Origin of the sequence: Leclercia sp. W6, from assembly GCF_003336345.1 — a bacterium.
GTDB lineage: Bacteria > Pseudomonadota > Gammaproteobacteria > Enterobacterales > Enterobacteriaceae > Enterobacter.
Map to the genome: position 1 here is coordinate 3,911,063 of NZ_CP031104.1, position 23,437 is coordinate 3,934,499.

General features: G+C 55.7%; 15 protein-coding genes and 2 rRNA genes. 11 read left to right on the forward strand and 6 right to left on the reverse strand.

What is annotated here, in order from left to right; translation table 11 throughout:
* Positions 1-175: 175 nt before the first annotated feature.
* The 7 genes from DVA43_RS19120 (at position 176) to DVA43_RS19150 (ending at position 10,661) form a co-directional block, all read left to right on the forward strand.
* Positions 176-3,071: ribosomal RNA gene (locus tag DVA43_RS19120) — 23S ribosomal RNA — on the forward strand.
* 64 nt (positions 3,072-3,135) lie between these two features.
* Positions 3,136-3,251 (forward strand): 5S ribosomal RNA (gene rrf / locus DVA43_RS19125).
* A 137-nt stretch (positions 3,252-3,388) separates the two neighbouring features.
* Positions 3,389-4,417, forward strand: coding sequence for a UDP-N-acetylmuramate dehydrogenase (murB, locus tag DVA43_RS19130; RefSeq protein WP_114316447.1), 1,029 nt, complete (start codon positions 3,389-3,391; stop codon positions 4,415-4,417).
* Positions 4,414-5,376 carry a bifunctional biotin--[acetyl-CoA-carboxylase] ligase/biotin operon repressor BirA gene (gene birA, locus DVA43_RS19135; RefSeq protein WP_114316448.1) on the forward strand — a complete coding sequence of 321 codons (963 nt, stop codon included), beginning with the start codon at positions 4,414-4,416 and terminating at the stop codon, positions 5,374-5,376. The genes murB and birA overlap by 4 nt, the downstream gene beginning before the upstream one ends.
* 186 nt (positions 5,377-5,562) lie before the next feature.
* Positions 5,563-7,563: a biofilm formation regulator HmsP gene (gene hmsP / locus DVA43_RS19140; protein WP_210406686.1), complete on the forward strand. Its 2,001-nt coding sequence runs from the start codon at positions 5,563-5,565 to the stop codon at positions 7,561-7,563.
* A gap of 158 nt (positions 7,564-7,721) precedes the next feature.
* Positions 7,722-9,008: a C4-dicarboxylate transporter DctC gene (dctA, locus tag DVA43_RS19145; RefSeq protein WP_114316450.1), complete on the forward strand. Its 1,287-nt coding sequence runs from the start codon at positions 7,722-7,724 to the stop codon at positions 9,006-9,008.
* 225 nt (positions 9,009-9,233) lie between these two features.
* Positions 9,234-10,661, forward strand: a complete 1,428-nt coding sequence (locus DVA43_RS19150; RefSeq protein WP_114316451.1) for a pitrilysin family protein — start codon at positions 9,234-9,236, stop codon at positions 10,659-10,661.
* A gap of 45 nt (positions 10,662-10,706) precedes the next feature.
* Here DVA43_RS19150 and DVA43_RS19155 read toward each other — a convergent pair whose 3' ends face one another.
* Positions 10,707-11,636, reverse strand: coding sequence for a sugar kinase (locus DVA43_RS19155; protein ID WP_114316452.1), 930 nt, complete (start codon positions 11,634-11,636; stop codon positions 10,707-10,709).
* A 232-nt stretch (positions 11,637-11,868) separates the two neighbouring features.
* On the opposite strand from DVA43_RS19155, the gene pdeH reads away from it, so the two are divergent.
* Together pdeH and DVA43_RS19165 are read left to right on the forward strand one after the other, a co-directional pair.
* A complete protein-coding gene (pdeH, locus tag DVA43_RS19160; RefSeq protein ID WP_114316453.1) occupies positions 11,869-12,639 on the forward strand; it encodes a cyclic-guanylate-specific phosphodiesterase in 771 nt (256 codons plus the stop codon).
* A 121-nt stretch (positions 12,640-12,760) separates the two neighbouring features.
* Positions 12,761-14,800, forward strand: coding sequence for an AsmA family protein (locus DVA43_RS19165; RefSeq protein WP_114316454.1), 2,040 nt, complete (start codon positions 12,761-12,763; stop codon positions 14,798-14,800).
* Positions 14,801-14,867: 67 nt separating this feature from the next.
* Here the strand turns inward: DVA43_RS19165 and DVA43_RS19170 are convergent, their stop codons facing one another.
* The 3 genes from DVA43_RS19170 to DVA43_RS19180 form a co-directional block, all read right to left on the reverse strand.
* Entirely contained in the window at positions 14,868-16,190 is a 1,323-nt protein-coding gene (locus DVA43_RS19170; RefSeq protein ID WP_103824718.1) for an MFS transporter, read from the reverse strand.
* Positions 16,191-16,462: 272 nt separating this feature from the next.
* On the reverse strand, positions 16,463-17,503 hold the full coding sequence (gene yhjD, locus DVA43_RS19175; protein ID WP_370463879.1) for an inner membrane protein YhjD: 1,041 nt from the start codon (positions 17,501-17,503) through the stop codon (positions 16,463-16,465).
* Positions 17,504-17,557: 54 nt separating this feature from the next.
* Positions 17,558-18,457, reverse strand: a complete 900-nt coding sequence (locus tag DVA43_RS19180; RefSeq protein WP_114316455.1) for a LysR family transcriptional regulator — start codon at positions 18,455-18,457, stop codon at positions 17,558-17,560.
* A 119-nt stretch (positions 18,458-18,576) separates the two neighbouring features.
* Here DVA43_RS19180 and DVA43_RS19185 point away from each other — a divergent pair, with 119 nt between their 5' ends.
* On the forward strand, positions 18,577-19,335 hold the full coding sequence (locus DVA43_RS19185; protein WP_114316456.1) for an SDR family NAD(P)-dependent oxidoreductase: 759 nt from the start codon (positions 18,577-18,579) through the stop codon (positions 19,333-19,335).
* A 32-nt stretch (positions 19,336-19,367) separates the two neighbouring features.
* Here DVA43_RS19185 and DVA43_RS19190 read toward each other — a convergent pair whose 3' ends face one another.
* Positions 19,368-19,892, reverse strand: coding sequence for a GNAT family N-acetyltransferase (locus tag DVA43_RS19190; RefSeq protein WP_103824722.1), 525 nt, complete (start codon positions 19,890-19,892; stop codon positions 19,368-19,370).
* Between the two features lie 152 nt (positions 19,893-20,044).
* Here DVA43_RS19190 and DVA43_RS19195 point away from each other — a divergent pair, with 152 nt between their 5' ends.
* Positions 20,045-21,643 carry an STY4199 family HEPN domain-containing protein gene (locus DVA43_RS19195; protein ID WP_114316457.1) on the forward strand — a complete coding sequence of 533 codons (1,599 nt, stop codon included), beginning with the start codon at positions 20,045-20,047 and terminating at the stop codon, positions 21,641-21,643.
* Positions 21,644-21,656: 13 nt separating this feature from the next.
* On the opposite strand, the gene DVA43_RS19200 is transcribed toward DVA43_RS19195, so the two are convergent.
* Positions 21,657-23,306 (reverse strand): alpha,alpha-trehalase, encoded by a 1,650-nt coding sequence (locus tag DVA43_RS19200; protein ID WP_114316458.1) that lies wholly within the window; start codon positions 23,304-23,306, stop codon positions 21,657-21,659.
* Positions 23,307-23,437: the final 131 nt, after the last annotated feature.

Below are 23,437 nucleotides of genomic sequence, written 5' to 3' on the forward strand. Positions count from 1 at the left end.
GGGTGTGAGTGAAAGGCACAACCAATCAGTATCTCAAAACTAACTCAGTGAGTTACGTTTGAGATATTTGCTCTTTAAAAATCTGGATCAAGCTGAAAATTGAAACGACACACGTTAAGTGTGTTCGAGTCTCTCAAATTTTCACAACACGAAGTGAAACAGCTTCGGGTTGTGAGGTTAAGCGACTAAGCGTACACGGTGGATGCCCTGGCAGTCAGAGGCGATGAAGGACGTGCTAATCTGCGAAAAGCGCCGGCGAGGTGATATGAACCCTTGACCCGGCGATGTCCGAATGGGGAAACCCAGTGTGATTCGTCACACTATCGTTAGCTGAATACATAGGCTAACGAGGCGAACCGGGGAACTGAAACATCTAAGTACCCGAGGAAAAGAAATCAACCGAGATTCCCCAGTAGCGGCGAGCGAACGGGAGCAGCCCGGAGTCTGAATCAGCTTGTGTGTTAGTGGAAGCGTCTGGAAAGTCGCAGGGTACAGGGTGATACTCCCGTACACGAAAGCACACATGCTGTGAACTCGAAGAGTAGGGCGGGACACGTGGTATCCTGTCTGAATATGGGGGACCATCCTCCAAGGCTAAATACTCCTGACTGACCGATAGTGAACCAGTACCGTGAGGGAAAGGCGAAAAGAACCCCGGCGAGGGGAGTGAAAAAGAACCTGAAACCGTGTACGTACAAGCAGTGGGAGCATCCTTCGGGGTGTGACTGCGTACCTTTTGTATAATGGGTCAGCGACTTATATTCTGTAGCAAGGTTAACCGTATAGGGGAGCCGAAGGGAAACCGAGTCTTAACTGGGCGTTAAGTTGCAGGGTATAGACCCGAAACCCGGTGATCTAGCCATGGGCAGGTTGAAGGTTGGGTAACACTAACTGGAGGACCGAACCGACTAATGTTGAAAAATTAGCGGATGACCTGTGGCTGGGGGTGAAAGGCCAATCAAACCGGGAGATAGCTGGTTCTCCCGAAAGCTATTTAGGTAGCGCCTCGTGAATTCATCTCCGGGGTAGAGCACTGTTTCGGCTAGGGGCCATCCCGGCTTACCAACCCGATGCAAACTGCGAATACCGGAGAATGTTATCACGGGAGACACACGGCGGGTGCTAACGTCCGTCGTGAAGAGGGAAACAACCCAGACCGCCAGCTAAGGTCCCAAAGTCATGGTTAAGTGGGAAACGATGTGGGAAGGCACAGACAGCCAGGATGTTGGCTTAGAAGCAGCCATCATTTAAAGAAAGCGTAATAGCTCACTGGTCGAGTCGGCCTGCGCGGAAGATGTAACGGGGCTAAACCATGCACCGAAGCTGCGGCAGCGACACTATGTGTTGTTGGGTAGGGGAGCGTTCTGTAAGCCTGCGAAGGTGTGCCGTGAGGCATGCTGGAGGTATCAGAAGTGCGAATGCTGACATAAGTAACGATAAAGCGGGTGAAAAGCCCGCTCGCCGGAAGACCAAGGGTTCCTGTCCAACGTTAATCGGGGCAGGGTGAGTCGACCCCTAAGGCGAGGCCGAAAGGCGTAGTCGATGGGAAACAGGTTAATATTCCTGTACTCGGTGTTACTGCGAAGGGGGACGGAGAAGGCTATGTTGGCCGGGCGACGGTTGTCCCGGTTTAAGCATGTAGGCGGAGGTTCCAGGTAAATCCGGTACCTTGTTAACGCTGAGGTGTGATGACGAGGCACTACGGTGCTGAAGCAACAAATGCCCTGCTTCCAGGAAAAGCCTCTAAGCATCAGGTAACATCAAATCGTACCCCAAACCGACACAGGTGGTCAGGTAGAGAATACCAAGGCGCTTGAGAGAACTCGGGTGAAGGAACTAGGCAAAATGGTGCCGTAACTTCGGGAGAAGGCACGCTGATATGTAGGTGAAGCCCCTGCGGGTGGAGCTGAAATCAGTCGAAGATACCAGCTGGCTGCAACTGTTTATTAAAAACACAGCACTGTGCAAACACGAAAGTGGACGTATACGGTGTGACGCCTGCCCGGTGCCGGAAGGTTAATTGATGGGGTTAGCTGTAAGGCGAAGCTCTTGATCGAAGCCCCGGTAAACGGCGGCCGTAACTATAACGGTCCTAAGGTAGCGAAATTCCTTGTCGGGTAAGTTCCGACCTGCACGAATGGCGTAATGATGGCCAGGCTGTCTCCACCCGAGACTCAGTGAAATTGAAATCGCTGTGAAGATGCAGTGTACCCGCGGCAAGACGGAAAGACCCCGTGAACCTTTACTATAGCTTGACACTGAACACTGGTCCTTGATGTGTAGGATAGGTGGGAGGCTTTGAAGTGTGGACGCCAGTCTGCATGGAGCCGTCCTTGAAATACCACCCTTTAATGGCTGGTGTTCTAACGTGGACCCGTTACCCGGGTTGCGGACAGTGTCTGGTGGGTAGTTTGACTGGGGCGGTCTCCTCCTAAAGAGTAACGGAGGAGCACGAAGGTCAGCTAATCCTGGTCGGACATCAGGAGGTTAGTGCAATGGCATAAGCTGGCTTGACTGCGAGAGTGACGGCTCGAGCAGGTGCGAAAGCAGGTCATAGTGATCCGGTGGTTCTGAATGGAAGGGCCATCGCTCAACGGATAAAAGGTACTCCGGGGATAACAGGCTGATACCGCCCAAGAGTTCATATCGACGGCGGTGTTTGGCACCTCGATGTCGGCTCATCACATCCTGGGGCTGAAGTAGGTCCCAAGGGTATGGCTGTTCGCCATTTAAAGTGGTACGCGAGCTGGGTTTAGAACGTCGTGAGACAGTTCGGTCCCTATCTGCCGTGGGCGCTGGAGAATTGAGGGGGCTGCTCCTAGTACGAGAGGACCGGAGTGGACGCATCACTGGTGTTCGGGTTGTCATGCCAATGGCACTGCCCGGTAGCTAAATGCGGAAGAGATAAGTGCTGAAAGCATCTAAGCACGAAACTTGCCCCGAGATGAGTTCTCCCTGACTCCTTGAGAGTCCTGAAGGAACGTTGAAGACGACGACGTTGATAGGCCGGGTGTGTAAGCGCAGCGATGCGTTGAGCTAACCGGTACTAATGAACCGTGAGGCTTAACCTTACAACGCCGAAGCTGTTTCGGTGGGTTTGAGAAGATTTTCAGCTGATACAGATTACAGAATTTGCCTGGCGGCTGTAGCGCGGTGGTCCCACCTGACCCCATGCCGAACTCAGAAGTGAAACGCCGTAGCGCCGATGGTAGTGTGGGGTCTCCCCATGCGAGAGTAGGGAACTGCCAGGCATCAATTAAAGCCGAGAGCCCGTCCGCAAGGACGGGCTTTTTGCGTTTCTGCGCATTCTATCCCGTCTTTAAAGTTATCCCCCTAACCGATTCCATATACGGTAAACTATCCCGGTTTTTGCATCTGGATAGCGTCTATGAATCACTCCCTTAAGCCCTGGAATACCTTCGGTATTGACCGAAATGCCCGTCAGATCGTGCGGGCCGACGATGCGCAGCAATTGCTGGCCGCATGGAATCATGCCACGCAACACCACCTCCCTGTTCTTATTCTGGGCGAAGGCAGTAACGTTCTCTTTCTGGAAGACTTTTCTGGCACGGTGATCGTTAACCGCATCAGCGGGATTAAAGTTGAAGAGGCGCAGGATTGCTGGCGTTTGCATGTGGGAGCCGGGGAGAACTGGCATCGCCTGGTGCAGTTTACCCTTGAAAATAATATGCCGGGGCTGGAAAACCTGGCGCTCATCCCTGGTTGCGCGGGTTCATCCCCTATTCAGAACATCGGTGCCTATGGCATCGAACTCAAACATGTTTGTGATTATGTCGACTGTATCGAGCTGGCAACGGGCAAACCGCTGCGTTTAAGTGCGGAACAGTGCCGCTTTGGCTATCGCGACAGCATTTTCAAACATGAGTATCAGGATAAATATGTCATCGTTGCGGTTGGACTGCGCCTGACCAAAAACTGGCAGCCTGTCCTCACCTACGGCGATCTCACTCGTCTGGATCCTGCCACGGTCACTGCAAAAGAGATTTTCGACGCGGTTTGCCATATGCGAATGAGTAAATTGCCCGATCCGAAAGTAAACGGAAATGCCGGCAGTTTCTTCAAAAATCCGGTTATCTCCGGTGAAAAAGCCGAAACCTTACTCGCCGAGTGGCCGCTGGCGCCGCACTATCCGCAGGCAGATGGCAGCGTTAAACTGGCAGCGGGCTGGCTGATCGATCAGTGTCAGCTTAAAGGTACAACCTGTGGCGGCGCAGCGGTACATCGTCAGCAGGCCCTGGTGCTTATCAACGAAAACAATGCGACCAGCAGTGATGTCGTGCAGCTGGCCCATCAGGTGCGCCAGCGCGTGGGCGAGAAATTTGATGTCTGGCTGGAGCCGGAGGTGCGCTTTATCGGCCATCACGGTGAAGTTAATGCGGTGGAGGCCATTGCATGAAAGATCATACCGTTCCCCTGAAGCTGATCTCTGTTCTGGCTGACGGTGATTTCCATTCCGGTGAACAGCTGGGTGAACAGCTGGGAATGAGCCGCGCCGCCATTAATAAACATATTCAGACCCTGCGTGACTGGGGAGTGGATGTCTTTACCGTGCCGGGCAAAGGCTACAGCCTGCCGGAGCCGGTTCAGCTCCTGGACGAAGCCTTTATCAGCAGTCAGATCACCGACAACAGCGTTGCCGTTCTGCCGGTGATTGATTCTACCAACCAGTATCTGCTCGACAGGCTTAACACGCTGCACTCTGGTGACTGCTGCGTGGCAGAATACCAACAGGCGGGTCGTGGCCGCCGGGGACGTAAATGGTTCTCGCCTTTTGGCGCCAATCTTTATCTCTCCATGTACTGGCGTCTGGAACAAGGTCCTGCCGCCGCCATCGGCCTCAGTCTGGTGATTGGCATTGTGCTGGCAGAAGTGTTGCAGTCGCTGGGCGCTGATAAAGTGCGCGTGAAGTGGCCAAACGATCTCTATCTGAACGATCGCAAACTGGCTGGTATTCTGGTAGAACTGACCGGAAAAACCGGTGATGCCGCGCAGATCGTAATGGGTGCCGGGATAAACCTGGTGATGCGCAATGTACAGGCCGAAGATATTAACCAGGGCTGGATCAACCTGCAGGAAGCAGGGATCGTTATCGATCGTAATGTCCTTGCCGTGCGGGTGATTAACGAGCTACGCCACTCGCTGAAAATCTTCGAACAGGAAGGCTTAGCCCCGTTCCTGCCTCGTTGGGAAAAGCTGGATAACTTTGCTCACCGTGCGGTGAAGCTGATCATTGGCGACAAAGAGATCTACGGCACGTCGCGCGGTATCAACGAGCAGGGCGCGCTGTTGCTGGAGCAGGATGGCGTGATTAAACCGTGGGTCGGCGGTGAGATTTCACTGCGCAGCGCCGAATAAATTGCGGGGAGCCGCGGGCTCCCCGGTTCTTCAGCTATACCGCCGCCAGCCCCCGTGCGAAGCGGCAACCAGAATAATCCCTAAACGCTTGGTTACACTCTCTTAAACAGTTCCCGATAAGGTATACTCTGAAAGCAGCAGGGTAACAGTTGATTAACCTGCCTTTCGCGTTTCTGGAGATCCATTTTGCGTGTCAGCCGCTCTTTAACTATCAAACAAATGGCGATGGTCACTGCCGTCACCATGGTGTTTGTTTTCGTCTTTTGCGTCATTTTGCTGTTTCATGCCATTCAGCAGAATCGCTATAACACGGCTACGCAACTCGAGAGCATCGCCCGCTCAATCCGTGAGCCCCTCTCTGCCGCCATTCTGAAGGGTGATATTCCTCAGGCGGAGTCCATTATTAAAAGCATTAAGCCAGCAGGCGTCGTCAGCCAAGCAGATGTGGTGTTGCCGAATCAGTTTCAGGCGTTACGCATGAACTTTATCCCGGAGCATCCGGTACCGGTGATGATGAAACGCCTGTTTGAAATGCCGGTGCAGATCTCCCTTCCGGTCTATTCGTTGCAGCGCCCGGCGAACCCACAGCCGCTGGCCTATCTGGTGCTACAGTCTGACTCCTGGCGAATGTACAAATTTGTCATCAGTTGGATCTCAACGTTGGTAACCACTTACTTATTGTTGACGCTGATGCTTACCGTGGCGCTGACCTGGTGCATTAACCGTCTCATCGTCCATCCGCTGCGTCGCATTGCCCGGGAGCTGGATACCCTCTCGCCGCAACAACAGGTGGGGCACCAGCTTGCTCTGCCGCGTCTGCATCACGACGATGAAATTGGCATGCTGGTCCGCAGTTATAACCTCAACCAGCAGCGCATGATGCGCCAGCACGATGAGCTCAACCACAATGCCACCCGTTTCCCGGTGTCGGAACTGCCCAATAAGGCGTTTCTGATGGTGATGCTGGAGCAGGCCGTGAAGCGGCAGCAGACCATGGCGCTGATGGTAGTGGCCTGTGAAACGTTACAGGATACCGCTGGCGTGCTGAAAGAGAGTCAGCGAGAGATGGTCTTACTGACGCTGGTCGAAAAGCTGAAATCCGTGCTTGCACCACGGATGGTACTGACGCAGGTGAGCGGCTACGACTTCGTGATTATCGCCAATGGCGTCAAGGAGCCGTGGCATGCCATCACATTAGGTCAGCAAATGCTTACTGTTATCAATGAGCGGTTGCCGGTTCAGGGGATCCAGCTGCGCCCGAGCGCCAGTATCGGTATCGCCATGTTTTACGGCAACCTGACCGCAGAACAGCTCTATCGCCGGGCATTTTCCGCCGCGTTTACCGCCCGCCAGAAGGGTAAGAATCAGATTCAGTTCTTCGAACCCGAGCAGATGGAGAAAGCGCAGCAGCGGCTCTCAGAAGAGAACGACATCCTGACCGCGCTGGACAGCAACGATTTCGCTATCTGGCTGCAGCCGCAGGTCGATCTGCGCACCGGTAAGGTCCATAGCGCCGAAGCGCTGTTGCGGATGCGTCAGCCCGACGGCGGCTGGGAGCTTCCGGAAGGGCTGATCGACCGTATTGAAAATTGCGGCCTGATTGTGACGGTGGGTCACTGGGTGCTGGAAGAGTCCTGCCGTTTGCTGTCAGCCTGGCAGTCGCGCGGGGTGATGATGCCGCTATCGGTTAACTTATCGGCCTTGCAGCTAATGCATCCAAATATGGTGCCGGACCTGCTGGCGTTGATTCACCGCTACCAGATCAAGCCGGACACCCTGATGCTGGAAGTGACTGAGAGCCGCCGGATTGACGATCCTAACGAAGCGGTGGCGATACTTCGCCCGCTGCGTAACGCCGGGGTCCGTATCGCGCTGGACGACTTTGGCATGGGATACGCTGGCCTGCGTCAATTGCAACATATGAAAACCCTGCCGGTAGATGTGCTGAAGATTGATAAGGCCTTTGTGGAGGGGCTACCGGAAGACAGCAGCATGGTCGAGGCAATTATCCAGCTGGCGCGTAGCCTGAAGCTGGAAATTATCGCTGAAGGTGTCGAAACCGAAGCTCAGCGCCAATGGCTGGCCGATGCCGGGGTGGAATGCGGCCAGGGATATCTGTTCGACAAAGCCGTTCCGGGTGATATTTTTGAGAGCCGTTATTTTAAACGCGCTAATGCTGATGACTGAAATGTTGCTGAATTGTGCGAGTCAGCTCAAAGTTCTTAACATTTGTGTTTCAAATTCAGCCTGATCTTCTATCTGTCCTGATTTATGGGTGATATTTTAAGGCCGCAGGTGAGCAGTAACCCTACTCCGCCTGTGGCTTTTCTTCCCAAGGACATCTTATGAAAACCTCTCTCTTCAAAAGTCTTTACTTTCAGGTCTTAACCGCCATTGCTATCGGTATCCTGCTTGGTCATTACTATCCTGAATTAGGCGCCCAGATGAAACCGCTTGGTGATGCCTTCGTTAAGCTGATTAAGATGGTGATCGCGCCGGTTATTTTCTGCACCGTCGTGACCGGTATCGCAGGCATGGAAAGCATGAAAGCCGTTGGCCGTACAGGGGCGGTGGCACTGCTCTATTTCGAAGTCGTCAGCACCCTCGCGCTGATCATCGGTCTGGTGATTGTTAACGTCGTGCAACCTGGCGCAGGCATGAACGTTGACCCCTCTACGCTGGATGCGAAAGCGGTGGCGGTCTACGCCGAGCAGGCGAAAGATCAGGGTGTGGTCGCCTTCCTGCTGGATGTGATCCCCGGCAGTGTGATTGGCGCCTTCGCCAGCGGGAATATCCTGCAGGTGCTGCTGTTCGCCGTAATGTTTGGTTTTGCCCTGCATCGCCTCGGCAGCAAAGGTCAGCTGATTTTTAACGTTATTGAAAGCTTCTCGCAGGTGATTTTCGGCATCATCAACATGATTATGCGTCTGGCACCTATTGGCGCCTTCGGGGCAATGGCCTTCACTATCGGTAAATATGGTGTCGGTACTCTCGTGCAGCTGGGCCAGCTGATCGTCTGCTTCTATATCACCTGTATTCTGTTCGTGGTGGTGGTGCTGGGCAGCATTGCCCGCGCGACTGGCTTCAGCATCTTCAAGTTCATTCGCTACATCCGTGAAGAGCTGCTGATTGTGCTGGGCACCTCCTCGTCTGAATCGGCGCTGCCGCGCATGCTCGATAAGATGGAGAAGCTGGGCTGCCGTAAATCGGTCGTCGGGCTGGTTATCCCCACTGGCTACTCCTTTAACCTGGATGGGACGTCGATCTACCTGACGATGGCGGCGGTGTTTATCGCCCAGGCCACCAACAGCCATATGGATATCTTCCATCAAATCACGTTGCTGGTGGTGTTGCTGCTCTCTTCAAAAGGGGCGGCTGGGGTCACGGGCAGCGGATTTATCGTCCTGGCGGCAACCATCTCTGCGGTGGGACATCTGCCAGTGGCTGGCCTGGCGCTGATCCTCGGTATCGACCGCTTTATGTCTGAAGCCCGTGCGCTGACCAACCTGGTCGGTAACGGCGTGGCAACAGTGGTTGTGGCGAAGTGGGTGAAAGAGCTGGACCACAAAAAGCTCGACGATACGCTGAATAATCGTGCGCCAGACGGCAAAACACACGGTTTGTCCTCCTAAAATCTTCCCTCAGGCCCGCATTCCCTTGTCGGGGTGCGGGCTCCTGCGCATAATGGCCCGGCATACTTGTCATAATTCGATAAGATTTATTTCGGGTAAATTTCACTTCATGCCGTGACGTTTCGTTTCATGCGCGGTCTAATCGGAGTGTTTTGTACATCATATTTAGAGTGCGACAGGGCGTGTGGCACTCTTTGTAACCAGGAATGTTGATCAGGGGTTCACATGCAGGGCACAAAAATTCGACTCTTAACCGGCGGTTTGCTCATGATGGCAGCAGCCAGTTACGTGCAGGCTGACGCGCTCCAGCCGGACCCGGCCTGGCAACAGGGAACGCTGTCTAACGGTTTTCAGTGGCAAGTTTTAGCCACCCCACAGCGCCCCAGCGACCGCATTGAAATCCGCCTTTCCGTCAACACCGGCTCCCTGACCGAGAGTACGCAACAGAGCGGTTTCAGCCATTTTATTCCTCGTCTGGCGCTGACCCAAAGCGGTAGCCTTCAGGCTGTACAGGCCCGTTCTCTGTGGCAACAGGGTATCGATCCGAAACGCCCGCTGCCGCCTGCCGTCGTCTCCTACGACTACACCATGTTTAACCTCAGCCTGCCAAACAACCGCAACGATCTGCTTAAAGAGGCGCTGACCTGGCTGTCAGATACCGCCGGTAGCGTCTCCATTACCCCTGAAACGGTGAATTACGCCCTGAGCAACAGCGACATGGTGGCGACCTGGCCTGCGGATACCAAAGAGGGCTGGTGGCGCTATCGTCTGAAAGGTTCGGCGCTGCTGGGCCACGATCCGGCAGAGCCGTTAAAGCAACCGGTTGATATTGAACAGGTGAAGTCGTTCTACCAGACCTGGTACACCCCGGATGCTATGACCCTGATTGTGGTCGGCAACATTGATAGCCGCGCGGTGATCGAGCAGATTGGCAAAACCTTCGGTGAGCTGAAAGGCAAACGTAACACGCCAGCGCCGGTACCAACGCTTTCACCGCTGCGCGCAGAGCCGGTGAGCATCATGACCGATTCCGTGCGCCAGGATCGTCTCTCCATCATGTGGGACAGCCCGTGGCAGCCGATTCGTGAGTCTGCCGCGCTGCTACGCTACTGGCGCGCCGATTTAGCCCGTGAAGCGCTGTTCTGGCATGTTCAACAAACCCTGAGTAAGAACAACGCTAAAGATATCGGTCTGGGCTTTGATTGCCGGGTGCTGTTCCAGCGCGCCCAGTGCGCCATTAATGTTGAGTCGCCGGGCGACAAGCTGAACGCCAATATGGCGATAGTGGCAAAAGAGCTGGCGAAAGTGCGTGATAACGGCCTGAGTGAAGAGGAGTTCAACGCGCTGGTGGCGCAGAAAAATATTGAGCTGCAAAAACTGTTCGCTACCTATGCCCGTACCGATACCGATATCCTGATCAGCCAGCGTATTCGCTCCCTGCAAAATCAGGTGGTGGATATCGCGCCGGAACAGTATCAGAAGCTGCGCCAGGACTTTCTTAACAGCCTGACTGCGGATATGTTGAGCCAGGATCTGCGTCAGCAGCTTTCCCAGGATATGTCGCTAATTTTAATGCAGCCGAAAGGTGAACCTGAATATGATATGAAGGAGCTGCAGGCGACGTGGAACGACATTATGGCGCCCGCGCAGTAAAAGGAAAAAGGCAACGTACGTTGCCTTTTTTAATGGATACAGCCCTTAAGCAGGCATCGCTTCGCGTGGAATAATGGCGCCGCGATACTGGATCACCGTGCTGGCGGTCAGGTGGCCGCGCTGCGCTGCCGCTTCCGGCGTACCGCCGGTCAGACGCACCGCCAGATAGCCAGCGCTGAAGGAGTCACCCGCCGCGGTCGTATCAATCACTTTCTCTTTCGCCAGCTTCACCGCAGGCACTTCGATAACCGCTTCTCCGGCGATCGCCACCAGGCAGGAATCTGCCCCGCGCTTAATCACCACTTCGCTGACACCGGCGGCCTGCGTACGCGCAATAACCTCATCAACCGGCTTCTCGCCCCACAGCGCATCTTCGTCGTCGAGGGTTAAGAAAGCGATATCGGTGCATTCCAGCATCTGGCTATAAACCTGCTGCGTCTCTTCGCGGCTGGCCCACAGGCGTGGACGGTAGTTGTTGTCGAAAATCACCTTTCCGCCGTTGGCGCGGCATTCGCGCAGCAGGGAGAGCAGTTTATCACGGCTGCTCTGGCTGAGGATCGCAAGGCTGATGCCGCTTAGATAGAGATAGTCAAAATGGGCCAGCGTTTCGCAGATCTGCGCCGCGCTATCGCTCTCCAGCCAGAATTTGGCGGCGGCTTCGTTACGCCAGTAATAGAACGTACGCTCGCCGGTGCTGTCGGTCTCGATGTAGTAGAGGCCCGGCAGGCGGTTTTCCATCCGCTGGGTCAGGGAGGTGTCAACATTTTCACTCTGCCACGCGTCCAGCATCTGCTGGCTGAAATTGTCGGTGCCCAGCGCAGTAACATAGTTTACCGCCAGCGCGTCAGCATCGACCTGACGAGCAATATATACGGAGGTATTTAAGGTATCGCCACCGAAGCCGCGGCTAACTTCCGCGCCTTTCTGGGAGAGTTCGATCATACATTCGCCGATCACGGCAATTTTTTTGGACATAGTCGTGAACCTGGATAATTAAACTGCGGTTAGTTTGCGCTGGAGGCCGGAAGCGGTCAACTGTATTAAAACGACGTTCCATTATTTTTTTGAACCTGGACAAGTTCCTGACGGGTTTGATATCTCAGATTTTCATTTTCGTCCGCAACCGAACATAAAGTTCTCTTACCTGGAGCCGATAATCCTTTGACCAGTCCCGACAGGCTCTTTCCCATTCAACAGGACATCTGAAATGAAGTTAAGGCAGGACATCCAGCTGCTGAGCATCCCTGAGGCGAGTATTGAGAACTTACAGGAACACCGCTACTGGCTGCAATGTGAGCGCGCTTATACTTATCAGCCGATCTACCGCACCGACGGTAAGCTGATGGCGATTGAGATCCTGACCGTCGTAACCCATCCTTCAAACCCGGCACAGCGGATTGCACCCGATCGCTACTTCGCGGAAGTGCCCGTGCGCCATCGTCTGGATATCCTTGAAGAGCAGCTCGCTATGCTGATGGCCAGACAGGCCTTTTTTGCTGATAACAATATTCTGGCTTCGGTTAATGTCGATGGCCCAACGCTACTGGCGGTGCGGCAGGATGAGAGCCTGCAGAAGCTGATCCACCAGCTGCCGTGGCTGCGCTTTGAGCTGGTGGAGCACGTTCGTCTGCCGCAGGACTCCTCGTTTGCCACCATGTGTGAGTTTGGCCCCCTGTGGCTGGACGATTTTGGCACCGGCATGGCGAACTTCTCCGCCCTGAGCGAAGTGCGTTACGACTACATCAAAGTGGCGCGCGATCTGTTCATTATGCTGCGCCAGACCCCGGAAGGACGCAATCTGTTCACGCTTCTGCTGCAGCTGATGAACCGCTACTGTCAGGGCGTTATCGTCGAAGGCGTCGAGACGCTGGAAGAGTGGCGCGATGTACAAAACTCACCTGCCGCCGCCGCCCAGGGCTATTTCCTCTCCCGCCCGGTATCGATGGAGACGCTCGACAACGTAATCATCACCCTGTAAAACCCTGCAGCTTCCCGTAATAGTGCGTGGTTAACGCGTTATTACCGGACGCTGCCGCCCCCTTTCCGCCTGCCTGGACTATATTCATGAAAGGCAAGTGATTACTGAAAGGGAGTATGGGATGACAAAAACAGCGAAGATTATCACCTGGACAGGGGGAGTCTTCTTGTTGCTGATTGTGGTGCTGATTGTCGTGATCGCGACATTTGACTGGAACCGCCTCAAACCGACCATCAACCAGAAAGTCTCGGCCGAACTTAACCGTCCTTTCGCTATTCGCGGCGATCTGGGCGTGGTATGGGAGCGGCAGAAGGGCGAAACGGGCTGGCGCAGCTGGATACCCTGGCCGCACGTTCACGCTAACGACGTTATTCTCGGCAACCCGCCGGACATTCCTGCAATCACCATGGTGCATCTCCCGCGCGTCGAGGCCACCCTTGCGCCGCTGGCGCTGCTCACCAAAACGGTCTATCTGCCGTGGATCAAACTGCAACAGCCAGATGCCCGGCTGATCCGCCTGTCGGAGAAGACCAATAACTGGACCTTCGATCTGGCGGGTGATGATAAAGAAAAAGATCCTGATGCCCAGCCTTCGTCCTGGTCTTTCCGCCTCGATAATATTCTGTTCGATCGCGGGCGGATCGACGTAAACGACGCGGTCAGCAAAGCACAGATGGAGATCTTCGTCGATCCGCTGGGCAAGCCGGTACCCTTCAGCGAAGTGACCGGCGATAAAGGCAAAAAGGATAAGGTCGGCGATTACGTCTTTGGCCTGAAGGCTGAAGGGCGCTACAACGACCAGCCGCTGCGCGGCACCGGTAAAATCGGCGGTATGCTGGCGCTGCGCAGCGAAGGCACCCCCTTCCCGGTGCAGGCTGACTTCCGCTCCGGCAATACCCGGGTAGCTTTTGTCGGTACGGTGAACGACCCAATGAAGATGGGCGGTGTCGATCTGAAGCTGAAATTCGCCGGGGATTCGCTGGGTGAACTCTATGAGCTGACCGGCGTACTGCTGCCAGATACGCCACCGTTTGAAACCGACGGTCGACTGGTGGCGAAAATCAATTCGGAAGAGGCCTCGGTCTACGATTACCGCAACTTTAATGGCCGGATCGGTGACAGCGATATCCACGGTTCGCTGACCTACACCACCGGCAAACCGCGACCGAAGCTGGAAGGGGATGTGGAGTCGCGTCAGCTGCGGCTGGCGGACCTCGGGCCGCTGATTGGCGTCGACTCCGGTAAAGGCACCAAAGCGGAGGAGGTGCGCAAGCAGGCGCCTCCTTCTGGCAAAGTGTTGCCCAATGACCGCTTCGAAACTGATAAGTGGGACGTAATGGATGCGGACGTGCGCTTCAAGGGGCGGCGAATCGAGCATGGCAGCAGCCTGCCTATCAGTAATCTTTCTACTCATATCCTCCTGAAAAATGCCGACCTGCGTCTGGAGCCGCTGAAGTTCGGTCTGGCGGGCGGGACCATCTCCTCAAATATCCATCTTGAAGGCGATAAAAATCCGATGCGGGGCCAGGCCGATATTCAGGCGCGACGGCTGAAGCTGAAGGAGCTGATGCCGGACGTGGAGCTGATGCAGAAAACCCTGGGTGAGATGAATGGCGATGCCAAAATTCGCGGTACCGGCAACTCGGTAGCGGCCCTGCTGGGTAACGGCAACGGCAATCTGAAGCTGCTGATGAACGACGGACTGGTGAGCCGTAACCTGATGGAGATTCTGGGTCTGAACGTCGGGAACTTCATTGTCGGCCAGATCTTTGGCGACGACGAGGTGCGGGTGAACTGCGCGGCGGCCAATATCGACCTGGTCAATGGCGTCGCCCGGCCGCAGATTTTCGCCTTCGATACTGAAAACGCGGTGATCAATGTCACCGGCACCGCCAGTATGGCCTCGGAACAGCTGGATCTCACCATCAACCCGGAAAGTAAAGGCATTCGCATCGTGACGCTGCGCTCGCCGCTGTACGTGCGCGGTAGCTTTAAAGATCCGGATGCGGGGGTGAAGGCGGGGCCGTTAATTGCTCGTGGTGCGGTGGCCGCTGCGCTGGCGACCCTGGTTACCCCTGCCGCAGCGCTGCTGGCGCTCATCTCGCCGTCTGAAGGGCAGGCCAATCAGTGCCAGACCATTCTGTCACAGATGAAGAAATAGTGGGGGATTTGCCCGGCCTACAGGAGAATATAGGCCGGGTAAGCGCAGCGCCACCCGGCATTCAGGATCACAATGACTGATGGCGGGTTTCGTGGGTCAGCAACAGCGCAATCAGCGTCAGTGCCGCCATCGCCGCCAGGTAGATCCCTACGTATTGCAGACCATAATTCGCCTGTAACCAGGTGGCGATATACGGCGCCACAGACGCACCCAGAATCGAAGAGACGTTATAGGAGAAGGAGGCCCCGGTATAACGTACTTCGGTCGGGAACAGCTCTGGCAGCAGCGCGCCCATCGGACCGAACGTCAGCCCCATCAGGCTCAGGCCAATCAGCAGATACGCCATCACCAGCGACGGATTACCAGAACCGAGCAGCGGCGGGAAGACGAACAGCGCAAACAGAATAATCAGCGAGGTGATCACAATCATGCTCGGGCGACGGCCAAAGCGGTCGGCCAGCACGCCGGCAATCGGCACCATCACACCAAAACCAATCACCGCCATCATCAGCATCCACAGCACTTCGTTACGCGGCAGGCCCAGGCCCACCGGCGCAGGCGTGGTGCTGAAGGTCATGGAATAGACGGTCATGATATAGAACAGCGTATAGGTCGCCAGCATGATGAAGGTGCCGAGCACGGTTACGCGAACGTGTTTGGTCAGCAGCGTGCCCAGCGGGATTTTTACCTGTTTCTTCGCGGCGGCCACTTTGGCAAAGACCGGCGTCTCATGCAGGGAGACGCGCACATAGAGGCCGATCAGCACCAGCACCGCCGAGAAGATAAACGGAATACGCCAGCCCCAGGTCATGAACTGCTCGTCTGTCAGCAGCCATGAGAGCAGCAGGAAGGTGCCGTTGGCAAAGAAGAAGCCAATCGGTGCGCCCAACTGTGGGAAGGAGCCATACAGCGCACGCTTGCGTGGCGGGGCATTTTCGGTGGCCAGCAGCGCTGCGCCGCCCCATTCACCGCCCAGACCCAGACCCTGACCAAAACGGGCCAGCGCCAGCAGCAGCGGGGCCAGAATCCCGATGGTTTCATAGGTTGGCAGCAGGCCGATGGCGACGGTGGAGATCCCCATGGTCAGCAGCGAGGCGACCAGGGTCACCTTACGTCCGACGCGATCGCCGAAGTGACCGAACAGGGCCGAGCCGATAGGACGCGCGACAAAGGCGATGGCGAAGGTTGCCAGCGACTGCAGCGTGGCCGCCGTTGGGTCGCCCTGCGGGAAGAAGATATGCGGGAAAACGATAACCGCAGCGGTGGCGTAAATATAGAAGTCGAAGAATTCGATGGCGGTGCCAATCAGCGACGCGACGACGACTTTATTGCGCGAGTTAACCGGGACGTTTTCCTGCTCTGAATTGAGTGTTGTGGCTGTGGCTTGCATAAACTTTTCTTATTTTTGGCGAACGAAAGGCCATATTACGCACAGCAAAAGCGATATTTCAATCTGTAACAAACGCAGCGAGGGGTGAAAAAGAGAGCAAAAAGCGGATAATTTTCGGACCAGAAGAATCACATCCATGAAATGCTTCACAGAAATTAAAAGTTAGAATATAAAACTGGTTTTCGGTTAAATAAAAGTTACAGGCTGGATTTATATGCTGAAATGATGAATCGGGCTGATATATTTCATTCTTATTCAGCCCGATAGCGGTGTTAATGGTGACTTTTACCGGGCATTCGCCGGTCATCCGGGTACTCGGCAGTGGCGATCCAGGCCGCGCAGAAGAGGGTCAGTCTGGCAAAAAAGTAGAAGAAGGCCAGCAACCCCAGCACGGAGCCGAATGCCGCCCCGGACGGGGAAGTGACCAGCGACGGCAGGGTGTAGGTCATCACGATTTTGATCACCTCAAAGCCGATAGCGGCAATGAAGGTGCCGCGTATCAGCGCCTTACGCCGTGGACGGTGGCGCGGCAGGCGCCAGAAGATCCAGAAGAAGAGCAAATAGTTCGCCAGCATTGAGATCCCTAACCCCACCAGATGCCAGACCGGCTTCAGCCACTCAATGGTGTCGAGATAGAGCGCGGAGATGATCATCTGCTGCGCCGAGCCTGCCGCGGAGGTGATGGAAAGGGTGATAACCAGCGCCACCAGCAGGCCAATCAGCGAGATAAAGTCGCGCAAATATTTGATCCAGAACTTCTCCTCATCCTGCGGCTTACGCTCCCAGACGTCACGCGACTGGGCGCGGATCGCCTCCCGCAGGTTGCCCATCCAGTTAATACCAGAGTAGAGCGCCACTAACAGCCCGACAATCCCCACGGTGGTACGCTGCTCTACGGCGGTACGGATAGTGCTTTTCAGAGTCGCGGCCAGCGTCGGATCGCTGACGTTCTGCAGAATTTTAGCGAAGATATCCTGCAGCAGGGTCGGGTGCGAGATCAGGACGAAACCCGCCGCGGCGAAGGAGAGCATCAGGATGGGGATCATCGATAAAAATGAGAAGTAGGTGATCGCCGCGCCAAACTGGTTCCCCAGCCGATCGTTAAATCGCTCGGTGGCGCGCAGCAGGTGGGCAATCATTGGCTGCTGCTGAATCAGCTGGAAGGCGTCCTTCGCCTTGTCCAGCAGGCTCCCCGTTTTACGTATGGAGGTGATTTTAGGTTCTTCCGGCGCCTGAGGCGGACGGGTTTCCAGTTTTTTAATCGGCTCGAAGTCCAGATCATGGGTGGGGCGTTGCTCACTATTTTCCGGCATCACGCGCACTTTCCTTATTGTTTAGCGGGAGGTCCTTAAAATTATAGCCTGCGCTCAGTCAACGTAGGTTTTCATGATGTCCGTGAGCCAGGCCATAAACAGATGCACCCGGCGGGAGAGGTTGCGGCGGTGGGGATAGATGAGCGATACCGGCATCGGTCGGGCGCGATACTGCGGGAGGATCTCCTGCAGCTTTTTGGCCCGCAGCGCGTCACGCACGCCTACCCGCGGCACCTGAATAATTCCCAGCCCGGCGAGGGCCGAGGCATGGTAAGTCTCGGTGCTGTTGACCGTCAGGACACCGCCGGTCTTAACCCAGTGGATCGCCTCACCATCGTAATATTCGAACCCCTGGGGCCGGGTGCCGAGATGCGTTGCGTAATGCACCATCGCATGGGAGGTTAAATCATCCAGCCCGTCGGGATAGCCAAAACGCGACAGATAATCGGGGCTGGCGCAGTTGATCACCGACAGCTTGCCGAGCGGGCGGGCGATTAAGCCGGAATCTTTCAGGGTGCCGACGCGCACCACGCAATCAAATCCTTCCCGAATCACATCCACCAGCCGGTCGCTGCTGCTCAGCTCCAGTTCAATGCCGGGGTACTGTTGCAGGAAGAGTGGCAGTTTGGGGATGACTAAATTTCGCGCAACGTTGGCCGGCATATCAACGCGTATTCTTCCACTGACACTGGCAGGGTCGTGCAAAAAAAGACCATCCAGTTCTTCCATATTGGTCAGCAGATCTTTGGCCCGCTCGTAGTAGACCATACCGTCCTGCGTCAGGCTGACCCGCCGTGTGGTGCGGTGCAGCAGCTGGGTGCCAAGCCCGTTCTCCAGCGCCTGAATCTGGCGCGATACGCTACCTTTAGGCAGGCCCATTGAGTCTGCGGCGCGGGAAAAACTCTCCAGTTCAGCGACGCGAATAAATAACTGCATTGCGTGAATTTTATCCATAGGAAGCGCTCATTGTTGTTGATTTTGAAACAGTGAAGCGTTGCAGAGCGTATTTATTGATTTTCTATCACCTAATAAGCTCTTTCTCAATCACCACAACAGCCGAAACGAGGTTTCTCATGACTGAACGTATTGCAATAGTGACCGGCGGCAGCCGCGGGCTCGGTAAAAACGCGGCGCTGAAGCTGGCAGCAAAAGGTGTCGGCATCCTGCTGACCTACAACCGGAGCGAGCAGGAAGCGCTCGAAGTTGTGCGCGAAATTGAACAAAAAGGGGTAAAAGCAGCGGCATTGCAGCTGAACGTCGGCGATATTGCCAGCTTTGAACAGTTCGTCACTGAGGTGAGTGAAAAACTGCATTCGGTCTGGCAGCGCAACACCTTCGATTATTTGTTGAACAACGCAGGCGTGGGTTTATACGCCCCCTATATGGAGACCACGGAAGCGCAGTTTGATGAAGTGATGAATATCCATTTCAAAGGCCCGTTCTTTCTGACTCAGGGGCTGTTACCGCTGATGGAAAACGGCGGGCGGATCCTGAATGTCTCATCTGGCCTGGCCCGTTTTGCCCTGCCGGGCTCCAGCACCTATGCGGCGATGAAAGGTGCTATGGAAGTGCTCACCCGCTACCAGGCTAAGGAGCTGGGCGCGCGCGGGATCACCGCCAACATTATCGCCCCGGGGGCGATCGAAACTGATTTTGGCGGCGGACGTGTACGCGATAACAAAGAGATCAATCAGCAGATCGCCTCCCAGACGGCGCTGGGCCGCGTTGGGTTACCGGACGATATCGGCGATGCGATTGCGGCGCTGCTCAGCGAAGAACTTGGCTGGATGAATGCGCAGCGCATTGAGGTCTCCGGGGGGATGTTCCTGTAATCAGGTGCCGGGGAGGGAACCCCGCGGCACGCTTAGCAGTACTCTTTTCTTAACAGCCCAAACAGCCAGTCGTTATGCCATTCACCTGCCAGCCAGTAACTTTCGCGCAGTTCACCTTCCAGCACAAAACCCACTTTTTCCAGCAGGCGTTTAGAGGCGATATTGCCCGCCGTCACCGTGGCGGTTAAACGGCGGATGCCTCCCTGCATAAAGGCGTAATCGCACACCGCCTGTAAAGATTCAAAGCCGTAGCCTTTACCCTGCGCCTGCGGGGCGAACAGGAACCCCACTTCGGCGCAATCATCATCGCGATGAATATAGCCTGTGACCCCGAGCGGCGTCTGATTGTGATCGCGCACCACCAGGCTCAGCCAGTGGTCACTGCCCGGCGACCACGCGGGCAGGCGAGTGGTAAACGTTTCGCGAATGGCCTCTTCCGGGCGGGCTTCGGCCACGTAGCGCATCACGTCGGGGTGTTGTTGCAGAGAAAGAAAAAAGGGCCAGTCCTCTTCCTGCAGTGGAGAACAGATTAAACGCGGGGTGTGCAGCACAGGCATGCTAGGTCTCCGGGAGCTTTTGTAAATGATATTAACATTATCACTGAAATAGTGGCGGTTATCGGGTATGTTTAATCTGGTATAACCACTTAAAAAACAACCGCTCTCCGTTCGCTGCGCCTGAATCCTTGCGCGGCAGTTAAAGGAAAATGATGACCCTCAGTAAATCGCACGTGATCCGCGAGCAGTTTGAACGCTGTCTGGGAATTATTCGTCAGGCCTCTGTGGAGATCCTGCTCCTGTTAAAGGTGCATGTTGCCGAAGGCAAAGATCCCCGTTGGTTCCTTGAGCAACTGGATTCCGCCAGGCTGGCGCTGGGGGGCTGGGCGAGCGTGGCAAAACGCCTGAACCTCAACGATGCGGAGCTCTCACAATTTACCCTGCAATTACGGCTTTTGCAGCAGCGGGTGCCGCAGTATGAGAGCGGGCAGGATGTGAGCGACAACCAGTTGATTGCCGCGACGCGCTTTGTAACGGCGCTGGAACACCTGCGTTTGCAGCAGCCGCTGCTAACCTACAGTACCGAAATGAGCCCCGGCGATGAGTTTCATCAGCAATATGCCCGGAAGCAGGTGCGTGCGCTGGAACTGATGCTTAAAGGGTTAATTATGCAGGCCTGGCCGGATCCAACGCGCCTGAACAATCACCTTAAAACGCTATTCGGCGCCGATAGGGTCCGCCGCTGGCTGCAGCAGGGCGAACGCAACGATGCCCTCGGCGGCATGATGTTTAGCGAGCTGGCACTGATGCTGGTGGACAAGAAAGAGTACTCACGTTCTTATTCGTCGCTGTTCAGCGATCCCGCTCTGCTGACGCTGATGGTGGAACCACGTAAAACGCTCCACTCCTTTCTTGATGATATCCGACTGATCCGCAACAACATCATTGCCCAGCAGCCGCTGACCTCTGCGCAAATCCTGCTGCTGGATAACTATTACGCCCAGATTGCCGGCCCCGTTCAGCGTGCCTTTAACGAGGGCCGTACCGCGGTGAACCCGGCGGGGTTGATGGCAGAGGACAACCACGAGCTGGAGCTCTTCTGGGAAAATGCGCGAGAAAAATGCCGGGCCACCGGCGATGACATTTTTGAGGTGCGCGACACCATAGACAAACCGAACCGTCGGCCCGCGCGTACGCCGGAGCAGCGCGATCACCTGATCTCGGTGGGGCTGTGGGGCGCGGTGGGGGTAATGGTGATGGGAATGCTGGTGGCGGGCACCTGGTTGTTAATGGAAAGCAGCACGCCGACCCAGGCGGCCAGTAGCGCCTCGCCTCCTGTGCAGACCGCGGCGGAAGAGATGCGTGAGTTACCTTCCTCCCGCGAAGCGCTGACGCGCATGGGCGTCACCTGGGATGAAAATAACTTCCGCGCGGCGATCGACAGGAACGATACCCGCGTGGCGCTGCTGTTCCTGAAGGCGGGAATGGAGTGGAAGCTCTCCTGGACGGAGCATGCCCTGTCGGTGGGGCATCGGGAGGTGCTGGATATCCTGATGCGCTATCGCCTGCAGATGGGGCAGGCCAAGCCCTGCAGACAGTTTATCAACACTCTCGCACACGCGATGTCAGCGGGCGAACCGCTGACAGATCTGCGCAAAGAGTATCTCCAGGCATTTTGTACCGTTCCGGCGGTGGTCGAACGCCAGCGACGCGAGATGGATCAGGCGAAGCGGCGAGCCCAGGCCCAGCCGGACGCCAGTACCAAAAAATGGCAGACGATCCAGACAGCCATTTATGAGGTGATCCGCTGAGAATACGGGGGAGTTATGGCTCCCCGTACAGGCCAATAAGTCTGCGCACCACGCCGTTAGTCCAGCCAAACCCATCCTGCAGGGGATACTCACCCCCGCCCCCTTCCCGGGGCTGGCTGCTGGCGATGTGGTACTTCTCAATCAGCTTGTGATGCATTTTGTAGAAATGGTTTACCGTGTGCAGCCAGCTCCACGCGATTTCATCCCCCAGGGAGTCGTTGCCGTATTGCTTGAATCCCTGAATCGCCATCCACTGCAACGGCGCCCAGCCGTTAGGTTTATCCCACTGTTCGCCGGTTTCATACTCGGTGGCAAGGATGCCGCCCGGTGTCAGGAGGCGCGCTTTTACCGCATCGGATAGCCGTTCTGCCTGTTCATGGGTACACATACCGACATACAGCGGCACGATGCTGGCCGCGGAAAAGAGCGCCAGTTGCTCCCGGCGCCAGTCGTAATCACGATAGCAGCCATTCTCCTCATCCCAGAGATAGCGGTTAACCGCCTCGCGACGATCGTTCGCCTTCTGGCGGAAGAGCTCCGCGGTCTCTTTATCCCCTTTTGAGGCTGAAATATTGGCGATGGCGCTCTCCAGCTTGAACAGGAAAGCGTTGAGATCGATAGGGATAAACTGCGTGGTGCGGATACTCGCCAGCCGACTCGGATCCCGCAGCCAGCGGGAGGAGTAGTCCCAGCCGGAAGCGGCCCCGGCACGCAGATCGCGATAGACCTCGTTAGGTGGACGCCCGGAGTGGCGGGCGGTCTCGACGTCCTCTATCCAGGATTCGTCCCTTGGGGTGTCACGGTCATCCCAGTAACGGTTGAGCAGAGAGCCGTCCGGCATACGTACCGCGCTGCGGTAAGCCTGGTTGAGCAGCAGGGACTCTGCGCCGTCCATCCAGAAGGCATACTCCATTTTCAGATGGTCCAGATAGCGCTTAGCCCCGCGCACGCCATCCTCTTCAAACAGCTCTACCATCAGGGCAAACACCGGCGGCTGCGAGCGACTCAGGTAGTAGGTGCGGTTGCCGTTAGGAATATGGCCGTATTTTTCAATCATCCACGCAAAGTTATCCGCCATGCACTTGAGCATGTCGTGGCGGCCGCTTTCGGCCAGCCCCAGCATGGTAAAATAGGAGTCCCAGTAGTAGGTCTCGCTGAATCGCCCGCCGGGGACGATGTAGGCCTGTGGCAGCGCCAGCAATGACGACCACGGAATATGATCCTGCGGCTCCCGGGTCAGCACCGGCCACAGGTTATCGATATGGTCTTTGAGCGAGAAAGAGGGATCGGAGACATATTCGCTCGATAGCACTTCCGGCAGCCAGAAGTGGTTTTCCACAAACTGGCGCAGGTCAAAGTCGCGGTGTCGTCTCACCTTGCGATAGCGGATAAGGATATCCAGCGGATCCATTTTCGGCGCACAGTCGGGAAAGGTTTTGCTGTCTTCAAACAGTCGCGACGACTGAACATGCTCGAAGAGCTCAAGGTAGCGATCGGCAGGGGTGAGCGCATCGGATGCGGGCAGCCCTTCAATCATTTCAGGTTCCGGCTCCGCCTCGAGCATTTCATCCAGTTTTAACTCGCAGGGATCGATTTCGTAGAGAAGTTCTTGTTCTATGTCGAACTCTACGGTCTCTACAGTGCGTATTTTCTGGTTGAACATGGTGGTCAGGACCTCCGGTTAGCGTTATCTCGGGTCTGGTTTTATCCGGTTGCTTACTAATCTTAGACATTCGCTTCGGTCTGTGGTGAGGGAAATGTGCGGTAGATCACGCTTTGCTACGAAGCAAAAAA